Origin of the sequence: Butyrivibrio sp. ob235 (assembly GCF_900109475.1) — a bacterium.
Lineage (GTDB): Bacteria > Bacillota > Clostridia > Lachnospirales > Lachnospiraceae > Butyrivibrio.
This window is the reverse complement of the sequence record NZ_FOBE01000006.1, coordinates 69,258-89,773: the sequence shown is the minus strand read 5'-3', so window position 1 is coordinate 89,773 and position 20,516 is coordinate 69,258. Positions and strand designations below refer to the sequence as shown.

Annotated in this window: 23 protein-coding genes; all 23 read left to right on the top strand. The window is 40.1% G+C overall.

Annotated elements, in window-relative coordinates; translation table 11 throughout:
- Positions 1 to 212 precede the first annotated feature (212 nt).
- A complete protein-coding gene (locus tag BMW61_RS06950) occupies positions 213 to 617 on the top strand; it encodes a GNAT family N-acetyltransferase (protein WP_207650178.1) in 405 nt (134 codons plus the stop codon).
- Between the two features lie 246 nt (positions 618 to 863).
- On the top strand, positions 864 to 1,193 hold the full coding sequence (locus BMW61_RS06945; protein ID WP_026492124.1) for a PadR family transcriptional regulator: 330 nt from the start codon (positions 864 to 866) through the stop codon (positions 1,191 to 1,193).
- Positions 1,194 to 1,195: 2 nt separating this feature from the next.
- Complete coding sequence (locus BMW61_RS06940) at positions 1,196 to 2,563, top strand: FtsW/RodA/SpoVE family cell cycle protein (RefSeq protein WP_091820549.1); 1,368 nt, start codon at positions 1,196 to 1,198, stop codon at positions 2,561 to 2,563.
- A 297-nt stretch (positions 2,564 to 2,860) separates the two neighbouring features.
- Positions 2,861 to 3,664 (top strand): helix-turn-helix domain-containing protein, encoded by an 804-nt coding sequence (locus BMW61_RS06935; protein WP_091820548.1) that lies wholly within the window; start codon positions 2,861 to 2,863, stop codon positions 3,662 to 3,664.
- A 262-nt stretch (positions 3,665 to 3,926) separates the two neighbouring features.
- The gene (locus tag BMW61_RS06930; protein ID WP_091820546.1) at positions 3,927 to 4,925 is read left to right on the top strand and encodes a GNAT family N-acetyltransferase; all 999 of its coding nucleotides are present in this window, start codon (positions 3,927 to 3,929) and stop codon (positions 4,923 to 4,925) included.
- A gap of 42 nt (positions 4,926 to 4,967) precedes the next feature.
- Positions 4,968 to 5,516: a GNAT family N-acetyltransferase gene (locus BMW61_RS06925; protein ID WP_091820545.1), complete on the top strand. Its 549-nt coding sequence runs from the start codon at positions 4,968 to 4,970 to the stop codon at positions 5,514 to 5,516.
- Between the two features lie 562 nt (positions 5,517 to 6,078).
- Positions 6,079 to 6,447, top strand: coding sequence for a helix-turn-helix domain-containing protein (locus BMW61_RS06920; RefSeq protein ID WP_091820543.1), 369 nt, complete (start codon positions 6,079 to 6,081; stop codon positions 6,445 to 6,447).
- A 123-nt stretch (positions 6,448 to 6,570) separates the two neighbouring features.
- On the top strand, positions 6,571 to 7,248 hold the full coding sequence (locus BMW61_RS06915; RefSeq protein WP_091820540.1) for a hypothetical protein: 678 nt from the start codon (positions 6,571 to 6,573) through the stop codon (positions 7,246 to 7,248).
- 295 nt (positions 7,249 to 7,543) lie between these two features.
- Positions 7,544 to 7,771 carry a hypothetical protein gene (locus tag BMW61_RS06910; RefSeq protein WP_091820539.1) on the top strand — a complete coding sequence of 76 codons (228 nt, stop codon included), beginning with the start codon at positions 7,544 to 7,546 and terminating at the stop codon, positions 7,769 to 7,771.
- A gap of 345 nt (positions 7,772 to 8,116) precedes the next feature.
- The gene (locus tag BMW61_RS06905; RefSeq protein WP_175475119.1) at positions 8,117 to 8,635 is read left to right on the top strand and encodes a sigma-70 family RNA polymerase sigma factor; all 519 of its coding nucleotides are present in this window, start codon (positions 8,117 to 8,119) and stop codon (positions 8,633 to 8,635) included.
- Positions 8,636 to 9,043: 408 nt separating this feature from the next.
- A complete protein-coding gene (locus BMW61_RS06900) occupies positions 9,044 to 9,418 on the top strand; it encodes a type II toxin-antitoxin system PemK/MazF family toxin (RefSeq protein WP_091820536.1) in 375 nt (124 codons plus the stop codon).
- Entirely contained in the window at positions 9,405 to 9,608 is a 204-nt protein-coding gene (locus tag BMW61_RS06895; protein WP_091820534.1) for an excisionase, read from the top strand. The genes BMW61_RS06900 and BMW61_RS06895 overlap by 14 nt, the downstream gene beginning before the upstream one ends.
- Positions 9,609 to 9,697: 89 nt before the next feature.
- Complete coding sequence (locus tag BMW61_RS06890; protein ID WP_091820533.1) at positions 9,698 to 10,897, top strand: tyrosine-type recombinase/integrase; 1,200 nt, start codon at positions 9,698 to 9,700, stop codon at positions 10,895 to 10,897.
- 163 nt (positions 10,898 to 11,060) lie between these two features.
- Positions 11,061 to 11,666 (top strand): low molecular weight protein-tyrosine-phosphatase, encoded by a 606-nt coding sequence (locus BMW61_RS06885; protein WP_091820666.1) that lies wholly within the window; start codon positions 11,061 to 11,063, stop codon positions 11,664 to 11,666.
- A 5-nt stretch (positions 11,667 to 11,671) separates the two neighbouring features.
- A complete protein-coding gene (locus tag BMW61_RS06880) occupies positions 11,672 to 12,442 on the top strand; it encodes a PHP domain-containing protein (RefSeq protein WP_022760476.1) in 771 nt (256 codons plus the stop codon).
- A gap of 146 nt (positions 12,443 to 12,588) precedes the next feature.
- Positions 12,589 to 14,019 carry an APC family permease gene (locus BMW61_RS06875; RefSeq protein ID WP_091820531.1) on the top strand — a complete coding sequence of 477 codons (1,431 nt, stop codon included), beginning with the start codon at positions 12,589 to 12,591 and terminating at the stop codon, positions 14,017 to 14,019.
- Positions 14,020 to 14,247: 228 nt separating this feature from the next.
- Entirely contained in the window at positions 14,248 to 14,724 is a 477-nt protein-coding gene (locus tag BMW61_RS06870; RefSeq protein ID WP_091820530.1) for a DUF2975 domain-containing protein, read from the top strand.
- A gap of 14 nt (positions 14,725 to 14,738) precedes the next feature.
- Complete coding sequence (locus BMW61_RS06865) at positions 14,739 to 14,954, top strand: helix-turn-helix domain-containing protein (RefSeq protein WP_026498471.1); 216 nt, start codon at positions 14,739 to 14,741, stop codon at positions 14,952 to 14,954.
- A gap of 64 nt (positions 14,955 to 15,018) precedes the next feature.
- The gene (locus BMW61_RS06860) at positions 15,019 to 16,614 is read left to right on the top strand and encodes a DUF4153 domain-containing protein (protein WP_091820529.1); all 1,596 of its coding nucleotides are present in this window, start codon (positions 15,019 to 15,021) and stop codon (positions 16,612 to 16,614) included.
- A gap of 167 nt (positions 16,615 to 16,781) precedes the next feature.
- Positions 16,782 to 17,348, top strand: coding sequence for a rubrerythrin (rbr, locus tag BMW61_RS06855; protein ID WP_022760481.1), 567 nt, complete (start codon positions 16,782 to 16,784; stop codon positions 17,346 to 17,348).
- A 35-nt stretch (positions 17,349 to 17,383) separates the two neighbouring features.
- On the top strand, positions 17,384 to 17,758 hold the full coding sequence (locus tag BMW61_RS06850; RefSeq protein ID WP_026498472.1) for a desulfoferrodoxin family protein: 375 nt from the start codon (positions 17,384 to 17,386) through the stop codon (positions 17,756 to 17,758).
- A gap of 221 nt (positions 17,759 to 17,979) precedes the next feature.
- A complete protein-coding gene (locus BMW61_RS06845) occupies positions 17,980 to 19,974 on the top strand; it encodes a 2-isopropylmalate synthase (RefSeq protein ID WP_022760483.1) in 1,995 nt (664 codons plus the stop codon).
- 55 nt (positions 19,975 to 20,029) lie between these two features.
- On the top strand, positions 20,030 to 20,467 hold the full coding sequence (locus tag BMW61_RS06840; RefSeq protein ID WP_091820527.1) for an SCP2 sterol-binding domain-containing protein: 438 nt from the start codon (positions 20,030 to 20,032) through the stop codon (positions 20,465 to 20,467).
- The last annotated feature ends 49 nt before the right edge of the window (positions 20,468 to 20,516 follow it).

Sequence of the window (20,516 nt, the reverse complement as noted above, 5' to 3'; positions counted from 1 at the left end):
GTGGGAATCAGGTCATAAATGAATTTAATAACGGAGAACAATATGGAAATCGGACAGTTTGAAATAGAAGCTGATGAAGATGAAAACGGATGGTATATGGAACATGCCAATACGCTTGCAAGAGAAATATTAGAGTCATAGGATTGTCAGGTGTCCATATGAGGGAAGAGTCACAATTCATGGTGAAATAGTAGATGAAACGGGAGAAGAGGATGATCGAATATAAAGAATTTGGACTCGAAGAATTTGAACGGGTCAAGGAAATATATCGTGGGGAAGGCTGGGCAGCATATTTACATGATGATGAAGCACTGAAGCGAGCTTTTAAAAATTCAATATATTGTTTAGGTGCATACGATGGTAATCAGCTGATAGGCTTTGTCAGGTGTGTTGGTGACGGGGAACACATTGTGCTGGTTCAAGATCTCATTGTTGTAGCAGATTATCAGCGCAAGAAAATTGGAACAAGCTTATTTAAGAAAGCTTGGGATAAATATATACATGTAAGGATGTTTCAGGTTAATACAGATATTGAAGATGAGAGAGATAATCTGTTTTACAAGGCATCCGGAATGAAACCGATAAGTGAAGGAAACATGATTTCATATTATCGTTGATAACAGGAAGATAAATCGGAATATACTTAGTATAATACACTGATGGTATTGATAGTATAATTAAAACTTTCTTGGCAAGAAAGTTTTAGGTAGTAGATCAGGTTTGTATACTATCGTACTTTGCGGATTCGGATATGGAGTATTGCAGCTGCGCAGTACTCCATTTTTTTGTTGACACATATCGGATATCGATATAGTATATAGACAGACAATATATAGATAATCTATATAAAAAGGAGGACAACAATGGCTGTTGATAAATCTCTACTAACAGGAAGCATGACAATGCTGATATTAAAGCTTTTGTCAGAGAAAGATATGTACGGATATGAGATGATCGATACTTTAAGGCAAAAGTCCCAGAATGTCTTTGAGCTTAAAGCCGGTACTTTGTATCCGCTTCTTCACGGACTGGAAGATAAGGGGATGCTTACTGTATACGAGCAGGAGTTTTTGGGGAAGACAAGAAAATACTACAGCATTACCAAAGAGGGAAAAAAGCTTTTAAAAAGTAAAACAGAAGAGTGGAATGTATATTCAGGGGCAATAATGAATGTGCTGGCGCTGGAGGTGTGACAATGGAGGAGTATATCAAAAAGCTTCTTGAACAGGTGCGCTTCAAGAAGGCTCACAGGGGAATTGCAGAAGAAATAAGAGCACATATAGAAGACCAGATTGAAGATAACATGGCTGCCGGCATGGACAGAGAAGCTGCTGAAAAAGCGGCTATAGAGGATATGGGAGATCCGGTAGAAGTTGGAATTTCCATGGACAGGGTACACAGACCGCAGATTGCATGGCAAATGGTACTTGGGGCTGTAGTTGTCGGGATTATCGGTTCTATAATTCACATTCTATTAGCCAAAAGTGCTGCAGTAGGTGGTAACACCGGAGTCGTTAACGGAAGCAGCAGCTTTATTCTTTATACTGTTTTGGGAATAATAGCAATGGTTCTTGTATATCTTATGGATTATACAGCGATAGCAAGGTTTTCTAGAATATTGGCGGTCGCTCTTTTCATATTGATACCTATAACCGATAGGATGGGAAGACAGATTAACGGAACTCATGTGTTTTTAAGTGTCGGTCCTATAACGATTCTGACAACAGCTGTAATGCTGTTATATATACCTCTTTATGGCGGAATCATCTATAAGTATAAAGGAGGAAAATGCGGATCACTAATCAAGGCATTGCTATGGATCGTAATTCCCTGTGGTTTTGTATTTTTAATCGAATCAAAATCAACGGCATTTATCATGGCAGTCAGTATGCTTGCACAGCTCACAATAGCGATTTTAAAGGGATGGATTAAAGTGCCAAAAGTTCCTGTAATTGCAGGCATATGGTCAGTGTTTATTTTATCTCCGGTTATTTTAGTATGGGGATTGTATTCCTTAGGAACTCTTGCAGAATATCAGATGATGAGGCTGGAGCATATGTTTAAGGCTGATTCGCCAGCATATTATGAAATCAATACCGTGAGGGAATTTGCCAGATCATCAGGGTTGCTAGGCGGTGGATCCGAGGATATATTCGATAGGTTACCAAGTCCTAACAGTGATTATGTCCTGACTTATATTACATCTACCTGGGGCACGATCGCAGTTATTGCGGTTATCGCTGCTGTGGGAGGCTTGATCATAGCAGGATTTATCACTTCGTCAAAGTCGAAAAACCAGCTTGGACAGGTGATGGGAAGTGGCTGTATGATGGCTCTTTTAGCAAGTGCCCTTTTGAATATGGGAGCTGCCTTCGGAGTAATACCATTCTTTTCTTCATTCTTCCCGTTTATATCAGCAGGAGGCAGTAACCTCATAGTATCATATGCTTTTCTTGGCATAATAATGTGCATATATAAATACAAAACAGCTTATCCGCAGCATATGGATATCGATATCCGCGGAAAGATAAAGCTTGGGAAAATAGAATTCATCAAGAATTAAAACAAGAAAAATCAACCATTAAGTGGGAATGTTCACTGCTGCGGCAATGGCATTCCCACTTTATCGTGTATTCTGTTATTATCATTTCATGGTAGTGAGATTTGAGCAGAAGGATGAAGAATGGTTTGAGTATAAAATCGTGGGGTGATCCTGACTCAACAGCCACTTGAGTTCCAGCATTTAAGCTGGGGATTGGACTCAATTACAAATTGATATACAGATCTTGACCCGGAAGGTATTCTTATATCAAACAAAAGGTACTGGCCAGTATCCAACTACAATTTAAGGAGAGAAAAAATGTTAGATATGAATAAAGTAGCAAGGAATATAAAGAATGCCAGGACAAAGAAGAATATGACCCAGCTTGAACTTGCTGATATTGTGGGAGTAAGCTATCAGGCAGTATCAAATTGGGAGCGTGGTAATTCCATGCCGGATATTGGAAAGATTTCTGATATAGCTAAGGCTCTTGATATGGATGTTGCGGAGCTTCTCGGAGATGATAAGGAGACTTCCATTATAAAAAAAGTTATTGAGAATTCTGAGGAATCACTTACTACAGAAGAGCTGACAGAAGTTGCACCAATGCTTCAGCCCATGGAACTTAAGAAAAAGGTAAAGAAGATTTCAGAAGAAGGGGCTCTTAACCTGCATGCTCTTGTAGGATTTGCTCCATTTCTTGACGATGAATATCTCGATGAAATTGCGGCAGGAATTGACACTGCTCAGATAAAGGATCTGGTAGCCTTAGCGCCATTTTTATCAAGCGATACACTTATCGGCATTTCAAAAAAGATAGACTCATCAAATATCAATGACCTTGTTTCGCTTGCCCCATTTATGCCCAAAGAGGCGCTTGATGATGTGATTTCCAGAATGGATGCTGACGATTTTGATAACATAACTTCACTGGCACCTTTCCTGTCAAAAGAAACACTGGACAGAATAGTTGATAAGGCCATAGATAAAGGTAATGTTTCAGAACTTACAGGAATAGCATGTTTCCTTGGTAAAGATTCGCTGAAGAAGATAACGGAATTCCTGCTAAAGTCTGATGATGCAAAAGGCATGGCGAAATTTGCGATGTTTTTTTCGGAATGAAAAGAATATAACAGGGTTAAAATGGGCAATGCGAAACGCAGAGCCCATTTTTTAATTATATGGTATTATACCTGTAATCTTTGCATTATGGTTATTTCGGTCTGATAGCACCGGTGCTAATCTTTGCTCAGCACTATTGTTTTTTAATTTAGCACCACCGATCTGCAGCTAAGCCCCACGAAGGGGTATGTTATACTTAATAATGCAAACAGACATTATCTTGCGGAATAATGTACAATGATAGCTTTTTTATGGAGGAAAAATGACGGCAGAACAGTTATGGACAGAATATTGCTCCAAAAAAGGAATAGATATAAATACCCCTTATGAAGCGTGGAGCTTTGGCGAAAATGAAGAAGGAGATGACCTTCTCCGACTAGTCCTTGCGGGAAAGAAGTTTGGCACAGCTAGTCTCTATGATGCATACGAAGCAGAAGATGCTCTTGATGAGCTTCCTAAGGCAGGTGATTACAGCGTTTTGTTAAATAGTAAGAATGAAGCTGTATGCGTTATAAAAAACTACGATGTATACATAAGAAAGTTTAATGAAGTGCCTCCTTATCACGCATATTCTGAAGGAGAGGGTGATAGATCCCTTAAATACTGGAGAGAGGTGCATAAGGAGTTTTTTGAAGAAGCGAAGGAAGACGGAATTGAATTTACGGAAGAATCTAGAGTTGTATGCGAGAAGTTTTCTCTTGAATATACTTTTGGAAAAGAAACTACCGCTGACGACGAACTTCTTTTTATAGAACCTTCAATGATTTTTGCAGACGAAATCACAGCTTATAGGCAGGAAATGCTGGATGTGGATTCAAGTTTTGATGGATGCTTTTCTATGAAAAGAATGCCTGATCCAAAGGAATATGTAGACTATTGTATAGGCTGGGCGAATCCGAGCAGAGTTGCAGATGAACATGGTGCATGGGGCAATGTCCTTATGGTATTTAGGAAATCCGATATGAAAATGGTAGGTTGTATGCAGGTTCACAACGTTTTAACCCAGCGTATGAAAGACTTCACAGGTCATGTTGGCTATTCTGTTAGGCCATCAGAAAGGGAAAAAGGATATGCTAAAAGAATGCTTGCAAAGTCTCTTGATTTTTTAACGGCTTTTGGATTTAAGGAAGTATACGTTAGTTGTGTGCCAACGAATATTGCAAGCAGGAAGACTATTTTGGCTAATGGTGGAGAATATATTGAGACAAAATACCTGGAGTGCGATAATGTAAATCTTGAACGGTATAGAATTTGCATATAATAGAAATTGTATTGCAGTATAAATTGTGAGGAGATATAGAAAATGGTATTTGGAGAAATATCTATTAAGGACAAGCTTGGGAGAACAATCATACTAAGAAATGCTAGACCAGAGGATGCCGATGATTTGGTCAAGTATTTGAAGGTAACAAGCGCAGAAACTCCTTATCTAATCAGGGAACCTGAAGAAATCACGATAACAAAAGAGAATGAAGAAAAGTTCCTGCAAGCAAAAATAGATGCAGAACGCGAACTAATGCTTATTGCCTTAATCGATGGGAGGCATATAGGAAATTGTTCTCTTATGAGCATTGCACCATACAAAAGATATAGGCATAGATGCGATGTTGCAATAGCTCTTTATAAAGAATACTGTGGCTGCGGAATAGGAACGGCGATGCTTCAAACGGTTTTGAATGTGGCAAAGGAAGTAGGCTATGAACAGGCTGAACTGGAAGTAATGGTCGAGAATAAAAATGCAATTGCTGTATATGAAAAAATGGGATTTGAAAAATATGGGATTTTTCCTGACAACATGAAATATGCAGACGGGTCTTACATGGATGCATGTTGGATGATGAAAAAGCTTTGACCGTTATCCCAACGCATTTCTGCAGACACGCCTGATGAATTATTAGAAAAACTCATGAGTTACAACAAATAATTATTATATTGTTACAATTAAAAAACTAGCAGCTTGTTTTGATAAATGAGGTGATTTAACCGGGAGACTGGACCAATTAAAGGTCAAGTTGTCCCGGTTTTTATATGGAAAACTGAATTTGGAATATGGGGGAATATGGGAATATGGGAAAAATGGTGCTGTTATATTTATCGGACATGCAAAATGGCAATATTAGTATGGGAGCTAATGGGAGCTAATGATGCATGAGATTTAGCATAACTGGTTGGATAAAAAGGCGCTTGAACTATATATATTATGATGAATATTTCGAAAACTCGATACATTGGCAAATGTTTTGCTGGTTATCGTTTTTTTTATGCATCCATGTAGTTAAAAAAGAAGTATATATCACTCGCTATCACATAACTATCAATAGTATTGATAGTTATTGCTTAAAAATATCAATACTACTGTGAGTCGCGATTAACCATTACTTGTATCATATGATGTAGGGAATAGGAGAGAGCGAGTGAAAAGCAAAAATACTAAAAAAGGAAAAACTAAAAGAGATGATTTTCTATATCAAGTCGGGAAGAGACTTGCGGGGTTCAGGCTTGAGAAAGGATATACTCAAAAGGCATTGGGGATGCGTATAGGCAGGACTGCGAATACAATTAGTGGGTATGAGACCGGAAGAACAAGGATACCTGATGAGATGAAGGTTATACTTAGCAAAGAGCTTAGCTTTTCCATTGATGAATTGCTGTTAGGGAATAAAGAGGGCTTTGAGGATTTGTTTGAGAATAATTTGAAGAAACTTAGTGTTAATAGAATTTCTTTCTATTTAAGATTATTATCAGCAGAGTTGGCCAGAAGAAATTTGGAAGAGAAGAAATAAGACCTGAATTTAGCTACATTATATAAGATGCAAGCAATGGTATATGACAGGAAGTTTGGAAAGTGTAGTTTGCAAGCTTCCTTTTTTTTATATAAGTTTCATGAAATATGAGGAGAGGAGATCATGCCAAAAGATAACAGATTGACTGCTGAAAAGCTTGCTACCAGCTTATGCGAACGGGCAGGATTTAAATTAGAGGACTGCAAGGAATTTGCGGAGGAGATGCTTACTTTATTAGTGGCTGGGCAGGTTGTAGGAGAAGTTGGCGGATCTGACAGGACTCCGGAAGGAATTCAAAGAAGTAAGCTGAGACTGCGCCATTGGTATATTCTACTTGTTGAGCAATTGCCAAATATTTTTAATGAAGATCCAATCGAACCGATACCGATTGAGTATGGAAATCGTGATAATTTTATATGGGAACTTGTCAGATCACCCTGGATAATGGGAAAGTCGACAGACGTATTAGATTATATTGAGAGAATGCTGGATGGGAAAGTGTCAGGAACACCTTATGATCCTGATAAGGACAGACGAAAAGATGGTAAACTTATCAGGAAAATTATCGAGGAGTGCTTTATAACTGGTGATAGTAAATCACTTACTAATGAAGCTTTGGCTGAACGATTTGGCATAAGTGTATCGACTCTTGAAAACAAAAAGGATGCCGGCATGGCAATATTTGGAATGTTGATGTGGCTTTACTCTGTAAGAAGAGAAATAGAGGATATGGATGCAGGCATAATACCACGACCTACAAAAGAAAAATGGTGGATGAAATTCAGTATTGGAGCGGTTTAAGTACTGCTCCATTTTTTTTACGGAATAATTACGGTTTTAAAATGGGAAAAAACGTTAATAAAGTCCTTTTGGAGTTTAATAAACTTACTTAAAAAGCTTGTTTGTAGCAAAGATAGTGATAAAATGGGCGATGGTGTGGAAAGGAGGGAGAAAGTCTTTTGGGAAATCGAATCACAAGAGGGGGATTCGGTGAAGGTAATACTAATGGGTTCAAGCGATTATATATTGCTGTCCGAGGGGGACCCGTAAAACTGTCATGAATCATTATTATTGTTGTGGGAGAGATATTTGTTTAATGGCAGTTGTTGATTTTTTCAAGATTACTCATAAAGATGTCTATGCGGTACATTGTCCATTTTGTGGCAAATGGGTTTGCGACACGAGCATGAAATTTGGTCTGATTATTATTCCCTGCCGGGAGTGTGGCAGGAAAATCGTTATCATGAACTGGGGAGAAGGCCCTTTTGTTTTTAAGGACAGAAGGAAAAAAGCAAGGGTTCAGGTCAAGGTAAATAATTCATAATTAAATATGGTATGAGCTGTGTGTATGAGCGTTGGATCCGTAACTGAGGAAGGTTCGCAGCATGCAGCAAGAGTTTGCTTAGACGACCGGTTTGCGTAGAGTATCGTTGAAAGGCGGAGCAAAACAGAGGAAATATCCATTAAGGGTATTCTGTTTTGTTACGTCTTTTTTGTTTGCGCATTTTTAGATTTCAAATTTGAAACAGAAATGGAGATTTTCTCTGCTTTCTCTGAGTTGTGTTTTGAATTTGAAATTTTATATTTGGTGGGAAACCTATATAGGCAGATATCCGTGATCCCCGATTTTTGGAACTTATCAATTTTCAAAAATCGGAGGAAACGGAAAATGAATAATAACGAGAATAAGAAAGAATATGAGATTATTGATCTTTATAGAGAGTATCCAGGGTTTACTGGGGGATGTCACTTTGCGGTAATTACAGATTTGAGTCCGGAAGAATTTAGAGAAAAGTACAATGGGGAACTTGGAGCACTTAGCACATGTTTGTTTATGTCAAAAGATCAGGGAGAGGTCTTAAAGGAATTTGACAGAAATGAAGCTAAGCATCGGATGAGAAGAATGCGGAGCTGTTCTTTGGACGGTTATGTTGAGGGCGAGACCGAGTATATTTATTCGATTTTTTCTAAGGATGAGCCGGAGGATATTGCAATTCAATTGGAAGAAATGACGCTTCTACGAAAGGCTATAGTATCACTTACGCAGGTGCAGCGCAGAAGACTAAAACTTTATTTTTTCAACGGATTAACTATTAGAGAAATTGCGAAATTGGAAGGAGTTTCTCATAAGAATGTGCTCAAATCTCTAAGTGAGGCAATAAGAAAAATGAAAAACTTTCAAAAATAGGGGTACCAAAATGGCTTTCTCTGTTCGGATAAGTGAGAGGATAAAAACTCCTTTCGTCGGACATTGAAAAGTTCATAATCATTCATCAGGTACGTTCCTGTTATATTGAGCTTCATAGGTACGCCTTGTGCGAGATAGCCTCCCTGGAAACCGGCAGCACCGGTCTGGCGATGACAATAACATGGATAATGATACTTCCGCTCAGCCACAACTCATCGTAATGGGAGCGGCCCGGCGAGATCCGCGGGGAGGTGTAGCCTATGGAGCTGTCAGCTGCAGCCACCTGATGACTTCCCAGAATCGGGGTGTCGAGGACAAATAGATAAGAACATATTTGATGATTTCATGAGCGCTTTCTTCTTAATTGTAGGGAAGGCGCTCTTTTTACATAGGAAGGGGTGATGAAGTTTGGATGAGATTAGGAGAGGAGACATTTTTCTTGCTGATTTAGGTGATGGAATTGGCTCCGAACAACATGGGGTTAGGCCGGTTCTTGTAGTTCAAAATAATGTAGGCAATAAGTATTCACCAACTGTTACTGTTTTACCAATAACAACCAAGGTTCATAAGAGCAGAGGGCTACCTACGCATATATTTATAGACAATATGGGAGGCCTTGCTGAGAAGTCTTCAATTATGGCAGAGCAGATTACGACTATAGATAAAACAAAAATATTCACTTATATAGGAACAATCCCTGAGGAAGCAATGAAGAAAGATATAAATGAAGCAATACTAATTCAGCTGGGGTTGCCAAGGAGAAAACGATATGGAAGAAAGTAAGATTCCAGTTTGGAGGAAATACTCACTGAGTATACAGGAAGCAGCTACATACTTTGGAATTGGGGAAAAGAGACTTAGGAGTATGGTCGCAGAAAACACAGGAGCTAGTTTCCTTATTGAGATTGGGACCCATACAAGAATTAAAAGAAAAATGTTTGAGGATTACTTGGATGAAGCGGAAGTTATTTAAGAGATTTTGCCATGCTTTTCATATGACCATGGATATGATATTTATAGACGTGGATGAAGTATTCCTTTTCACAGAAAAGGAGATACAGCATGGTTGAAAGGAGAAAAGATAATAAAGGAAGGCTTCTCCGTGATGGAGAAAGTCAGAGATCAGATGGCAGATATCGATTCAGATATACTGCCTGGGATGGTAAAAGAAAGGATGTGTATAGCTGGAGGCTTGATATTCACGATAAAATACCTCCGGGAAAGAAGGACACGGAACCATTAAGAGAGCTTGAGAAGAAGATACAGGCTGATGAGTTTGACAGAATAGTAACTGATGGTGGAAAGCTTACTGTATTTGATCTAGCAAAAAAGTATATCGATACAAGGGTGGGCGTTAGGCATACTACGATGCTTAATTACGGGACAGTTCTTAATTTTCTGAAAAAAGATCCATTCGGAAAAAAGAGGATAGATACAGTTCGTAAGTCCGATGCAAAACTTTGGCTAATAAAGCTGCAAAAAGAACAAGAAAAAAGCTACAGTCAGATCCATAATATTAGAGGTGTCTTAAGACCGGCATTCAGACTTGCATTGGATGATGACTTAATAAGGAAGAATCCATTTGATTTTGAGCTTGTTAATGTGATTATCAATGACAGTGTTCAGCGAGATGCTTTATCGAGAGAGGATGAGCGCAAGTTCTTGAAATTTGTAAAGGAAGATAAGCATTTCTCAAGATATTATGAAGGAATTTACATCCTTTTTAAGACAGGGATGAGAATTTCAGAGTTTTGTGGATTAACAATTTCTGATATCGATTTCAAGGATCATTCTATAAATGTAGATCATCAGTTGCAGAAAAAAGCTAAGTACGGATACTACGTTGAAGAAACTAAAACGGAAAGCGGCAGAAGGGTATTGCCAATGTCTGCGGAGGTGGAGGCGTGCTTTAGGAAAATCATATCTGTAAGAAGACCGCCTGATGTAGAGCCCATGATAGATGGGAAAACAGGTTTCCTCTATTTTGATAAGGATGGAAGCGTGGTATACTCTTTGCATTGGGATCACTACTTTAAGCATATTGTCCAGAAATACAATAAGATTTATAAAGTACAGATGCCAAAAGTCACACCACATATATGCAGGCATACCTATTGTACGAACATGGCAAAGTCAGGGATGAATCCAAAGACACTTCAATATTTAATGGGACACTCGGATATCAGTGTTACATTAAACACATATACTCATATAGGATTTGAGGATGCAAAGAAGGAACTTCGAGGATTGAAGATTGTCTGAAAGCCTTGAAAATACTTAAGGGGCAAACTTAATAGTTTTACCCCAATTTTTACCCCACTTGCCGGGAAGTATACACCAAGATATGCCATCTTATGCGGTGTAAACCACAAAAAAGAAAAATAACAAAATGCGGGAAACCGCAGAAACAGAGGGCTTTAGAGCAATGATTAAGATTTTATTCGTCTGCCACGGCAACATATGCCGTTCCACCATGGCAGAATTTATTATGAAGGATATTGTTCGCAAGCAGCATTTAAGTGACTGCTTTCATATTGAATCATCGGCCACTCACACAGATGAGATATGGAATGGTCAGGGGAGCCCGGTTTATCCGCCTGCTAAGGCGAAACTTCGTGAGCACGGAATAGGAACTCCGGATAATGAACTGGGAGTGTCTGAGAAAAGAGCAAGACTTACTTCAAGGGCTGATTATGGCAAATTTGACTTTATCATCGGTATGGACAGCGCCAATATCAGAGATTTGAAGCGGCTTTTCAATAATGATCCTGAGGGCAAAGTATATAAGATGCTTGATTTTGCGGATAGGAGCGGAGATGTGTCTGATCCGTGGTATACCGGTAATTTTGATGATACCTGGAGGGACTGCTCAGAGGGCTGCCATGGACTTTTCAGAGAGATTCTTATGAATCCTGAGTATGCGAAAGTACTTGGCAATAGCGCAGGTTCGGAAGATAATAATGTATATGATTATGATGACGATCAGGACTATGACTTGGGACTGATTCACGATGATTTTCCGAGAGGATAAAATATATGGAATACCTTTACGAAACACACCTGCATACGATGGAGGCAAGTGCCTGTTCAATTACGCCGGCCGGTGACTACATTGAATATATGATGGACCTTGGCTACAGCGGTCTTATTGTTACCGACCACTTTTTTAACGGAAACAGCTGCATACCAAGGGTTCTGCCCTGGGAGAACAGGGTGGAGCAGTATTGCAGCGGCTATGAGCACGCGCTGGATGCTGCCGATGGGCTTGATTTCACGGTTATGTTTGGCATTGAATTCAACTTTGAGGGCGACGAATACCTTCTTTACGGAGTTGATAAAAACTGGCTCCTTGAGAATGAAGACATCATGGAGAAATCAAGAAAAGAGGTCTACGATCTCGTCCATCAGGCCGGCGGAATAATGATACAGGCGCATCCTTATAGAGAAAGGGGCTATTTATCGGCTATTCATCTGACACCTTCGGTTTGTGATGGGGCCGAGATTTATAACTCCAACAATCCTGACTGGCAGAATGCTCTTGGTTATCTCTTTGCAAAAGAGCACAATTTCCTTATGTCAGCAGGATCCGACATTCATTCCTTCCCGCAGCTTTCCATGGGAGCGATGAGTTTTCCTTACAAAATAAATAACATTGATGAATATGTTAAGGCTTTTATGGCGGGTGACGGAACACCGATGATTAGAATCAATCCCGAGTCAAAGGATACCAAATTTGTACCGGTTGAGAGTTCAGCTGCTCAAACAACTTTTTCCAAGGAGCATACGCTTCCTGTGATAATGCATTAATCGTCTGTTTTTATTCAATATCAACCATTTTTGAAACTAAGTGATGACATTTTTATAATTCGGGTGTAAACTTGAAAAGTTGCACTCAAAACGAATCTGTTTTTGCAAACGAAAGATTTATGAATTTTTAGGAGGTAGTTAGAGAAATGGATTCAAAACGTATGAAATGGACCACTTTGGCGTTCATGGCCTTCTCTACGGTGTGGGGCTTTGGTAACGTATTAAATGGTTTCGTTTACTTCAATGGTATTCAGGTTATCTTCAGCTGGATACTAATGTTTGCACTTTATTTTGTTCCCTATGCACTTATGGTCGGTGAGCTTGGCTCCGCTTTCAAAACATCAGGCGGAGGAGTAAGCTCATGGATACTCAGTACAACAGGTCCCAAGGTTGCTTATTACGCGGGTTGGACCTACTGGGCATGCCATATCACTTATATTGCGTCAAAGTCATCCGGCGGTCTTAAGGCTCTTAGCTGGGCTATTTTCCGAAACGGTGAGACATACGACACATTCCCGACACTTGCTGTTCAGCTTGTGACCTTTGCAATTCTTCTTCTTTTCTGCTTTGTTGCATCAAGAGGTCTTAATCCTCTTAAGAAGCTTGCAACAATTGCTGGAACAAGTATGTTTGTGATGTCTATTCTTTATATCCTTATGATGTTTGCAGCTCCGGCAATCAATCCGAATGCTGGCTTTGTGTCAATGGACTTTGGGATGAAAAATCTTATCCCTCAGTTTGATGTTAAATACTTCACATCACTTTCAATCCTTGTATTTGCTGTTGGCGGATGCGAGAAGATTTCTCCTTATGTAAACAAGGTTGAGAATCCCAGCAAAGGGTTCCCCAGATCCATGATCACACTTGCTATCATGGTAGTTGTATGCGCTATTCTCGGAACTATTTCAATGGGTATGATGTTCGACCCTGCTGAGATCAACGCATCTGCAGAGAGTTTTAATGCTTACAATTCAAACGGAAGCTACTGGGCATTCCAGAAGCTTGGCAATTACTATCATGTAGGTGATCTTCTTCTTATCATCTATGCTGTATGCAACATGATAGGCCAGCTCTCAACTCTTGTTATCAGTATTGATGCACCTCTTCGTATGCTTCTCGATAACGAGGACGCAAGAGAGTTCATCCCTTCAGGTCTTCTTAAGAAAAATGATGCCGGTGCGTATGTAAACGGAATCAAGATGGTTGCAGTTCTTTCAGGATCAATCATTCTTATTCAGTCATTTGTACCCGGTGCGGCAGCAGTACTTAAGCAGCTTACAAAGCTCAATTCCGTATGTATGCCTCTTCGTTATCTCTGGGTGTTCTTTGCGTATATGGCACTTAGAAAAGCAGGTGATAAGTTCCCCGCTGAGTATAGATTCGTCAAGAACCAGGGTGTTGCACTTTTCTTCGGAGCATGGTGCTTTATCGTGACTGCAGCAAGCTGCATTCTCGGTATGTATGATACAGATCCTTTTACCTTTGCACTTAATGTAATCACTCCTCTTGTGCTTACCGCACTCGGAGTTGTGCTTCCCATTATTGCAAAGAATGAGAAAAAGACAGGGAACAAATAAAGGACAAAAAGCTGTATAAAATATTTGGCAGTTACGCTGCGCATGGCTCTTTTAGCGGGTCATGCGCAGTTTTTTTTATCCATTTTTATAGGCTTGGTTTGTTTCTGTGGTGAAATTCTATTTATCGTAAAACGATAAAAAATTATTGACTCTCAAAAACGACTGTGATATAACGAAAATATCTTAAGATTATTTATATGCGCATGAAAAGGAGTGAGACCGGTAATAATGAGCGACCGCTTAAATGTTTATTTTAAGAAGTTTTTGGATATCAGTCTTGTTGTTGGAATTATCATGGAGATTGCAGTGCCGTTCGGACTAAAAAAGGCAGTGGAGATCACCATGACGGTTCTCGGAGATACAACTGAATATGCAGAAATTATGGACCATTACATCTTTGCAATAATTTCCATAATGCTTGCCGGTGGGCTGGCACTACTCATTCTTTTTGAACTCAGAAAGATGATGAAAACGGTTATCGAGGACAATTGTTTTATCAGGGAGAATGTTGAAAGCCTGTCGAGAATGGGGAATTATGCATTTGCGATTGCGTTGGTAAAAATCCTCAGGAATTTTATCTACTTCACACCTGCTTCCTTAGTGACTGCAGCGGTATTTCTTTTTGCGGGAATACTCAGCAAGGTTCTGGCAAAGGTTTTTGACAGGGCAGTCAGCTACAAGGAAGAGAACGATCTGACGATCTAAGGATGGAGGAAGAGATGGCAATCGTTATAAATTTGGATGTGATGATGGCGAAGCGGAAGATAGGCCTCACAGAGCTGGCCGGGAAGGTTGATATAACTCTGGCTAACCTATCAATACTGAAAAACAACAAAGCAAAAGCAGTGCGGCTTCAGACGCTTGATGCGATATGCAGAGAGCTGGATTGTCAGCCGGGAGATATTCTCGAATTCATCCCGGATGAAGATACTTGAATTTAATGACCGCAAATAAAATGTGATTTGCTATTATGGCATTTCACAAAAAGGAGGAATCACCATGGAAAGACCAATAAATGGGGGATTATCACAGGAGAATGGTGTGGAGCAGGCATGCCTGGCCGAGACCGCTGTGGGAGCTGCATGTTATGTGCAGGATGCCGTTCAGACTAAGGCTAAGGGAGATGCAGTTTCTTTTAAAAAGTATGGAGCGTTGGCTGTAATTTTTTCAATTCTGCATACCTTCTGCCTTTATGGAAATACTTCAGGAATTACATATCCGTTTTTTATGGCAGGCACACTTATACTTATTGCATTTGCCAGAAAAAGCGACGGTTTGTCACTTTTTAAAGACAGAGACGGGAAAAGCGCTCTTAACTTATTTTACATAATTTCGTTAATGCTCTTATCAATTTCAAAGTGCACCACTGCAAATGAGTCCCTTTTATTTGTTGATGGATTTGCCATATTCCTTTTGATGTTCAGCTTTATGACACATTTGTACGCTGATACTAAGCAGTGGGATATTATCAGTAATCTTATCGGAATATTGTTAGTGGTTGTGTCACCTTTAACTAATCTGCCTGATCCGGTGTTGGACTGCGTTGAGTGTTTCAGGGTGGGCGGAGCTAAGGTTAGCTCAAAGAATAAGCAGAACCTGATAGCAGTACTTGCCGGAATCTGTGTTGCAGTTCCGCTTCTTTCAATTGTGCTTGCACTTCTTGCTTCCGCGGATGCAATTTTCTCTGATGTTCTTGGTAAAGTGTTTGGGCTTTTCAAGCTTCCTGATAATTTCTGGGATGTGATCGGAATACTCTGGATGCTTGCCTGGACTCTCTGGCTCTTTTATACAGTTGCTAAGGTGCTTATCAAGAAGGGCGTTACTGTAGAGAATAAGAATTGCGGATATAACGCAATCGTGGCCATCACCTTTTCAAGCCTTCTTGCGATTGTATATCTGCTTTTCAGTGTGATACAGATTGTGTTCCTCTTCATGGGAAATATGACACTTCCCGCAAAATATACTTTTGCAGAATATGCACACGAGGGCTTCTATCAGCTGCTTGCAGTAAGTGTGCTCAACCTTGCAATTGTCACTGTGTGTAAGAAGCTCTTTTCAGAAAATAATGTCCTTAAGGCGATTCTGACTCTGATTGGTGTTTGTACTTATATAATGATAGCTTCAAGTGCATTCAGAATGTTTATGTATATAGAAGCTTACCACCTTACTTTCCTCAGAGTGTTTGTATTATGGTTTCTTGCAGTGCTTGCGATTTGCCTGTTGTTCTTGATTATCGGACTGTATAATGACAACTTCCCGGTATTTAAGTGCTGCATGATAGCGATGACTGCGATGTATATTGTGTTCGTTTTTGCTAACCCTGATTACCATGTTGCAAAGTATGACCTTGCATACATGAAAAACTCAGGCGGCACAGACTCAGTGGGAAGATACGAGAGCTCAATGACAAGATACCTTACTGAAGAAATATCCGAGGATGCTGTTCCGGCCTATGTCGGAAACGAAGAGTTGCTGAAACTGTACGAGACCGGACTTAGTGATAAGCGCGGCTACTACGAGAAGGATTATAAGGAGATAAGGAAGTTCAATTTCTCCAGATACAGAGCGTGGAAGATACTGTATAGTGGGAAATGATATAACAAAATCATGTCAAGAAAACATTTTGACGCATATAATCTAGATTTGATTATTTTACGATATTGCGACAAATATTTTTATAAAAATCTAATAAATTATAGCGGTAGATTATGCTATTATTAGAAATGTAGGAATCAAATAATATTGGGAAGGAGATGGATAAAATGGCAGAAAACAACAAGTGGAGATGCAGAGCTGATGATTTAAAGGGAACTCAGACAGAGAAAAATCTTCAGGCGGCTTTTGCAGGAGAATCTGAAGCAAGAAACAAATATACATTCTTTGCTTCGAAGGCTAAGAAGGATGGCTTTGTTCAGATTTCCAATATCTTTGCGGAGACAGCTGCAAACGAAAAGGAGCATGCTGAAATCTGGTACAAGATACTGACAGGAATCGGGAGCACTATTGAAAATCTGAGGGAAGCTGCAGAAGGCGAAGCCTATGAATGGCAGGAGATGTATCCGTCTTTCGCTAAGACAGCCAGAGAAGAAGGCTTTGATGAGATAGCAGAACTCTTCGAGGGCGTAGCAGCAATAGAAAAAGAGCACGAAGAGCGTTACAAGAAGCTTCTTAAGAATATTGAAGACAAGCTTGTTTTCTCTCGCGATGGCGATTGTATTTGGCAGTGCGGAAACTGCGGTCATATCGTAATCGGTCCTTCCGCTCCGGAGGTATGTCCTGTATGTAACCATCCTCAGGCTTATTTCCAGATAAAAGCTGAGAATTATTAATGTTTCAAAAATACATGATATAAAAGGAGGTTTTTATGAACATTTTCAAGTGCGAAAAATGCGGTAGTATGGTGATTAAAATCAATGATGCTGCGTGCACGCCAGTTTGCTGCGGTGATCCTATGACAGCTCTCGTTCCCGGAACTTCTGACGGCGCTCATGAGAAGCACGTTCCGGTAGTCGAAGTTGGTGGAAATAAGGTAACCGTTAAGGTTGGAGAAGTTGAGCATCCTATGATGGACGCCCATTATATTCAGTACATCTGGCTTGAGACCGATAAAGGCTACATGCAGAAAAACCTCACTCCTTCCGACAAGCCTGTTGCTGAGTTTGTTCTTGCAGATGGCGAGAAGGCCGTTGCTGCTTATGAGTACTGCAATCTCCATGGTCTTTGGAAAGCAGATATTTAATAATCGGAGTGTTACATTAAAATAAATCAAGAAAACTGATTAAATCCGTCACTATTAAAATTTCAAACAAGTGCTAAAATAAAAATCATCAATATTAGTTGATGATTTTTATTTTTGTGTCGATAACAATATAGAATCCGATTAATTCCACTACAAACAGGTAGAGTGATTGTAATAAATCGACTGAAAATACTGAATATTTTATAACCAGGAGGAGCATTATGAAGAACTACGAGAAGTATCAGAGACAGTATTTCATGCCACCCAAGGCTACCTATGATTGGGTGAAAAAAGATTACGTTGACAAGCCGCCGGTCTGGTGCAGCGTTGACCTTCGCGACGGTAACCAGGCACTTATAGAGCCCATGAGCCTTGATGAGAAACTTGAGTTTTTCACAATGCTTGTAAATCTTGGTTTTAAGGAGATTGAGATAGGATTTCCCGCAGCGTCCGAGACAGAGTTTGAGTTTGCGAGAACTCTTATTGAAAAGAACATGATTCCGGATGATGTAACCGTTCAGGTTCTTACGCAGGCGAGAGAGCACATCATCAAGAGAACCTTTGAGGCTGTAAAGGGTGCGCCCAGAGCGATCATCCATCTTTACAATTCCACATCCGTAGCTCAGAGAGAGCAGGTTTTCAAAAAGAATAAAGAAGATGTTAAGCAGATAGCTGTAGATGGTGCAAAGCTTCTTGACAAGCTTGCAAAGGAGACAAAGGGTAACTTCTCATTTGAGTATTCACCCGAGAGTTTCCCCGGAACAGAGGTTGACTATGCGGTCGAAGTCTGCAATGCAGTGCTCGATGTATGGAAGCCCAAGAAGGAAAATAAGGTTATCATCAATATTCCTACAACCGTAGAGATTGCTATGCCTCACGTATTTGCAACTCAGGTTGAGTATATTCACAGAAATCTTAAGTACCGCGATGCGGTAACGCTTTCTCTTCACCCGCACAATGACAGAGGTTCGGGAATCAGTGATGCTGAGCTTGGATGTCTTGCAGGTGCTGACAGAATAGAAGGAACACTTTTTGGAAACGGTGAGAGAACAGGTAATGTTGATATCGTTACACTTGCTCTTAACATGTATTCGCACGGCGTTGATCCGAAGCTTGACTTCAGCAACATAAATGAGATCGGCGAGACTTATGAGCGTCTTACAAGAATGCGCATTTTCGAGAGACAGCCTTATGCAGGACAGCTAGTATTTACAGCATTTTCAGGATCTCATCAGGATGCTATCAGCAAGGGCTTTTCATGGCATGAAGCAGGAAAAGACAAAGGAATCTGGACCGTTCCTTATCTTCCTATTGATCCCAAGGATCTTGGAAGAGAGTATGACGGCGATGTTATCAGAATTAACTCTCAGTCCGGAAAGGGCGGCGTAAGCTACATATTAAAGAACAACTACGGCATGATGGTTCCGAGAGAGATGCAGGCAGACATCAGCTACACAATAAAGGATGTTTCCGACAGAGAGCATGCTGAGCTTGCACCCGGAAGAATCTATCAGATATTTGAAGACAAATATGTTCACAACGATTCTGTATTCAGAGTTGCAGACTGTCACTTCAAGCAGACAAACGGTATCCTTGCAGAGGTTACACTTGCTCATGCAGGAAAAGAGCATATAGTTGAGGCTAACGGAAACGGACGTCTTGATGCTGTAAGTAATGCTTTCAAACAGTACTTCAACATCAGCTATGAGCTTTCTGTTTATGAGGAGCATGCGCTTAGCCGCGGTTCTTCATCCAAGGCTGTAACCTATGTCGGTATCACAAGCAACGGAAAGAAATTCTGGGGAGTTGGCATTGACGAGGATATCATCAGATCATCCGTGAGCGCTCTTACAATTGCCGTCAACCAGCTTGACGAAGTAAAGGCAAGCACAGATGCGAAGGATGAGAGAATCAGTGCAATTCTCAATTACATCCAGGAGAATTACCTGACAGTGACACTTGATGATCTTTCAAAAGAGTTTTATTTATCAAAGCCGTATCTTTCAAAATATATCAAGGAAAAATCCGGCATGACCTTCGGAGAGAACGTTAAAAAGATTCGTCTTAAAAAGGCAAGCATTCTTTTAAAGAACGGAAACATGAAGGTTGAGAGAGTCGCTGAAGCGGCAGGTTATCAGAACGTTGAGCACTTTAACAGGCTCTTCAAGAAAAAGTACGGAATGACCCCTGTGCAGTATCGTAGCAACAGTAGGTAATTTTGTGATATAATAACAATGTTTTGAAAAAGTTTTTTATGAAGTGGAGGAGAAAATGACTTACGAAGAAGTAGTAGCAAAGGTAAAAGATGCACTTAAGGATGTTGATGTCAGCAATGTTAACGAGCATGCTGCTTACCAGTTCAATATTTCCGGTGAGGGCGAAGGCGCTTTCTATGTTGAGATCGATAACGGTAAGTTGAATGTTGAGCCTTATGAGTATTTTGATCGTGACATTCTTGTGTATACATCAGCTGCTGATCTTATGGACATTCTTGACGGCAAGACAGATTTTGTTAATGCGCATCTTTCAGGAAAAATCAGTGCTGAGGGCGACCTCAGAAAGGCAGAGCTCTTAAAGGACTTTGGTAAGAAGGCTCCTGCAAAGAAGACTCCTGCCAAGAAGGCTCCTGCAAAGAAAGCAGCAACAAAGAAGCCTGCTGCAAAGAAAACTACAGCTAAAAAGGCTCCGGCTAAAAAAGCTACCAAATAATTTTCAGACGGTAACTTTTTAAAAAACATGTGATCAAACGGACTAATGG

Coding starts and splice junctions, on each gene's coding strand:
- BMW61_RS06950 (WP_207650178.1), top strand. CDS start 213: ATGATCGAATATAAAGAATTTGGACTCGAAGAATTTGAACGGGTCAAG.
- BMW61_RS06945 (WP_026492124.1), top strand. CDS start 864: ATGGCTGTTGATAAATCTCTACTAACAGGAAGCATGACAATGCTGATA.
- BMW61_RS06940 (WP_091820549.1), top strand. CDS start 1,196: ATGGAGGAGTATATCAAAAAGCTTCTTGAACAGGTGCGCTTCAAGAAG.
- BMW61_RS06935 (WP_091820548.1), top strand. CDS start 2,861: ATGTTAGATATGAATAAAGTAGCAAGGAATATAAAGAATGCCAGGACA.
- BMW61_RS06930 (WP_091820546.1), top strand. CDS start 3,927: ATGACGGCAGAACAGTTATGGACAGAATATTGCTCCAAAAAAGGAATA.
- BMW61_RS06925 (WP_091820545.1), top strand. CDS start 4,968: ATGGTATTTGGAGAAATATCTATTAAGGACAAGCTTGGGAGAACAATC.
- BMW61_RS06915 (WP_091820540.1), top strand. CDS start 6,571: ATGCCAAAAGATAACAGATTGACTGCTGAAAAGCTTGCTACCAGCTTA.
- BMW61_RS06910 (WP_091820539.1), top strand. CDS start 7,544: ATGGCAGTTGTTGATTTTTTCAAGATTACTCATAAAGATGTCTATGCG.
- BMW61_RS06905 (WP_175475119.1), top strand. CDS start 8,117: ATGAATAATAACGAGAATAAGAAAGAATATGAGATTATTGATCTTTAT.
- BMW61_RS06895 (WP_091820534.1), top strand. CDS start 9,405: ATGGAAGAAAGTAAGATTCCAGTTTGGAGGAAATACTCACTGAGTATA.
- BMW61_RS06890 (WP_091820533.1), top strand. CDS start 9,698: ATGGTTGAAAGGAGAAAAGATAATAAAGGAAGGCTTCTCCGTGATGGA.
- BMW61_RS06885 (WP_091820666.1), top strand. CDS start 11,061: ATGATTAAGATTTTATTCGTCTGCCACGGCAACATATGCCGTTCCACC.
- BMW61_RS06880 (WP_022760476.1), top strand. CDS start 11,672: ATGGAATACCTTTACGAAACACACCTGCATACGATGGAGGCAAGTGCC.
- BMW61_RS06875 (WP_091820531.1), top strand. CDS start 12,589: ATGGATTCAAAACGTATGAAATGGACCACTTTGGCGTTCATGGCCTTC.
- BMW61_RS06870 (WP_091820530.1), top strand. CDS start 14,248: ATGAGCGACCGCTTAAATGTTTATTTTAAGAAGTTTTTGGATATCAGT.
- BMW61_RS06865 (WP_026498471.1), top strand. CDS start 14,739: ATGGCAATCGTTATAAATTTGGATGTGATGATGGCGAAGCGGAAGATA.
- BMW61_RS06860 (WP_091820529.1), top strand. CDS start 15,019: ATGGAAAGACCAATAAATGGGGGATTATCACAGGAGAATGGTGTGGAG.
- rbr (WP_022760481.1), top strand. CDS start 16,782: ATGGCAGAAAACAACAAGTGGAGATGCAGAGCTGATGATTTAAAGGGA.
- BMW61_RS06850 (WP_026498472.1), top strand. CDS start 17,384: ATGAACATTTTCAAGTGCGAAAAATGCGGTAGTATGGTGATTAAAATC.
- BMW61_RS06845 (WP_022760483.1), top strand. CDS start 17,980: ATGAAGAACTACGAGAAGTATCAGAGACAGTATTTCATGCCACCCAAG.
- BMW61_RS06840 (WP_091820527.1), top strand. CDS start 20,030: ATGACTTACGAAGAAGTAGTAGCAAAGGTAAAAGATGCACTTAAGGAT.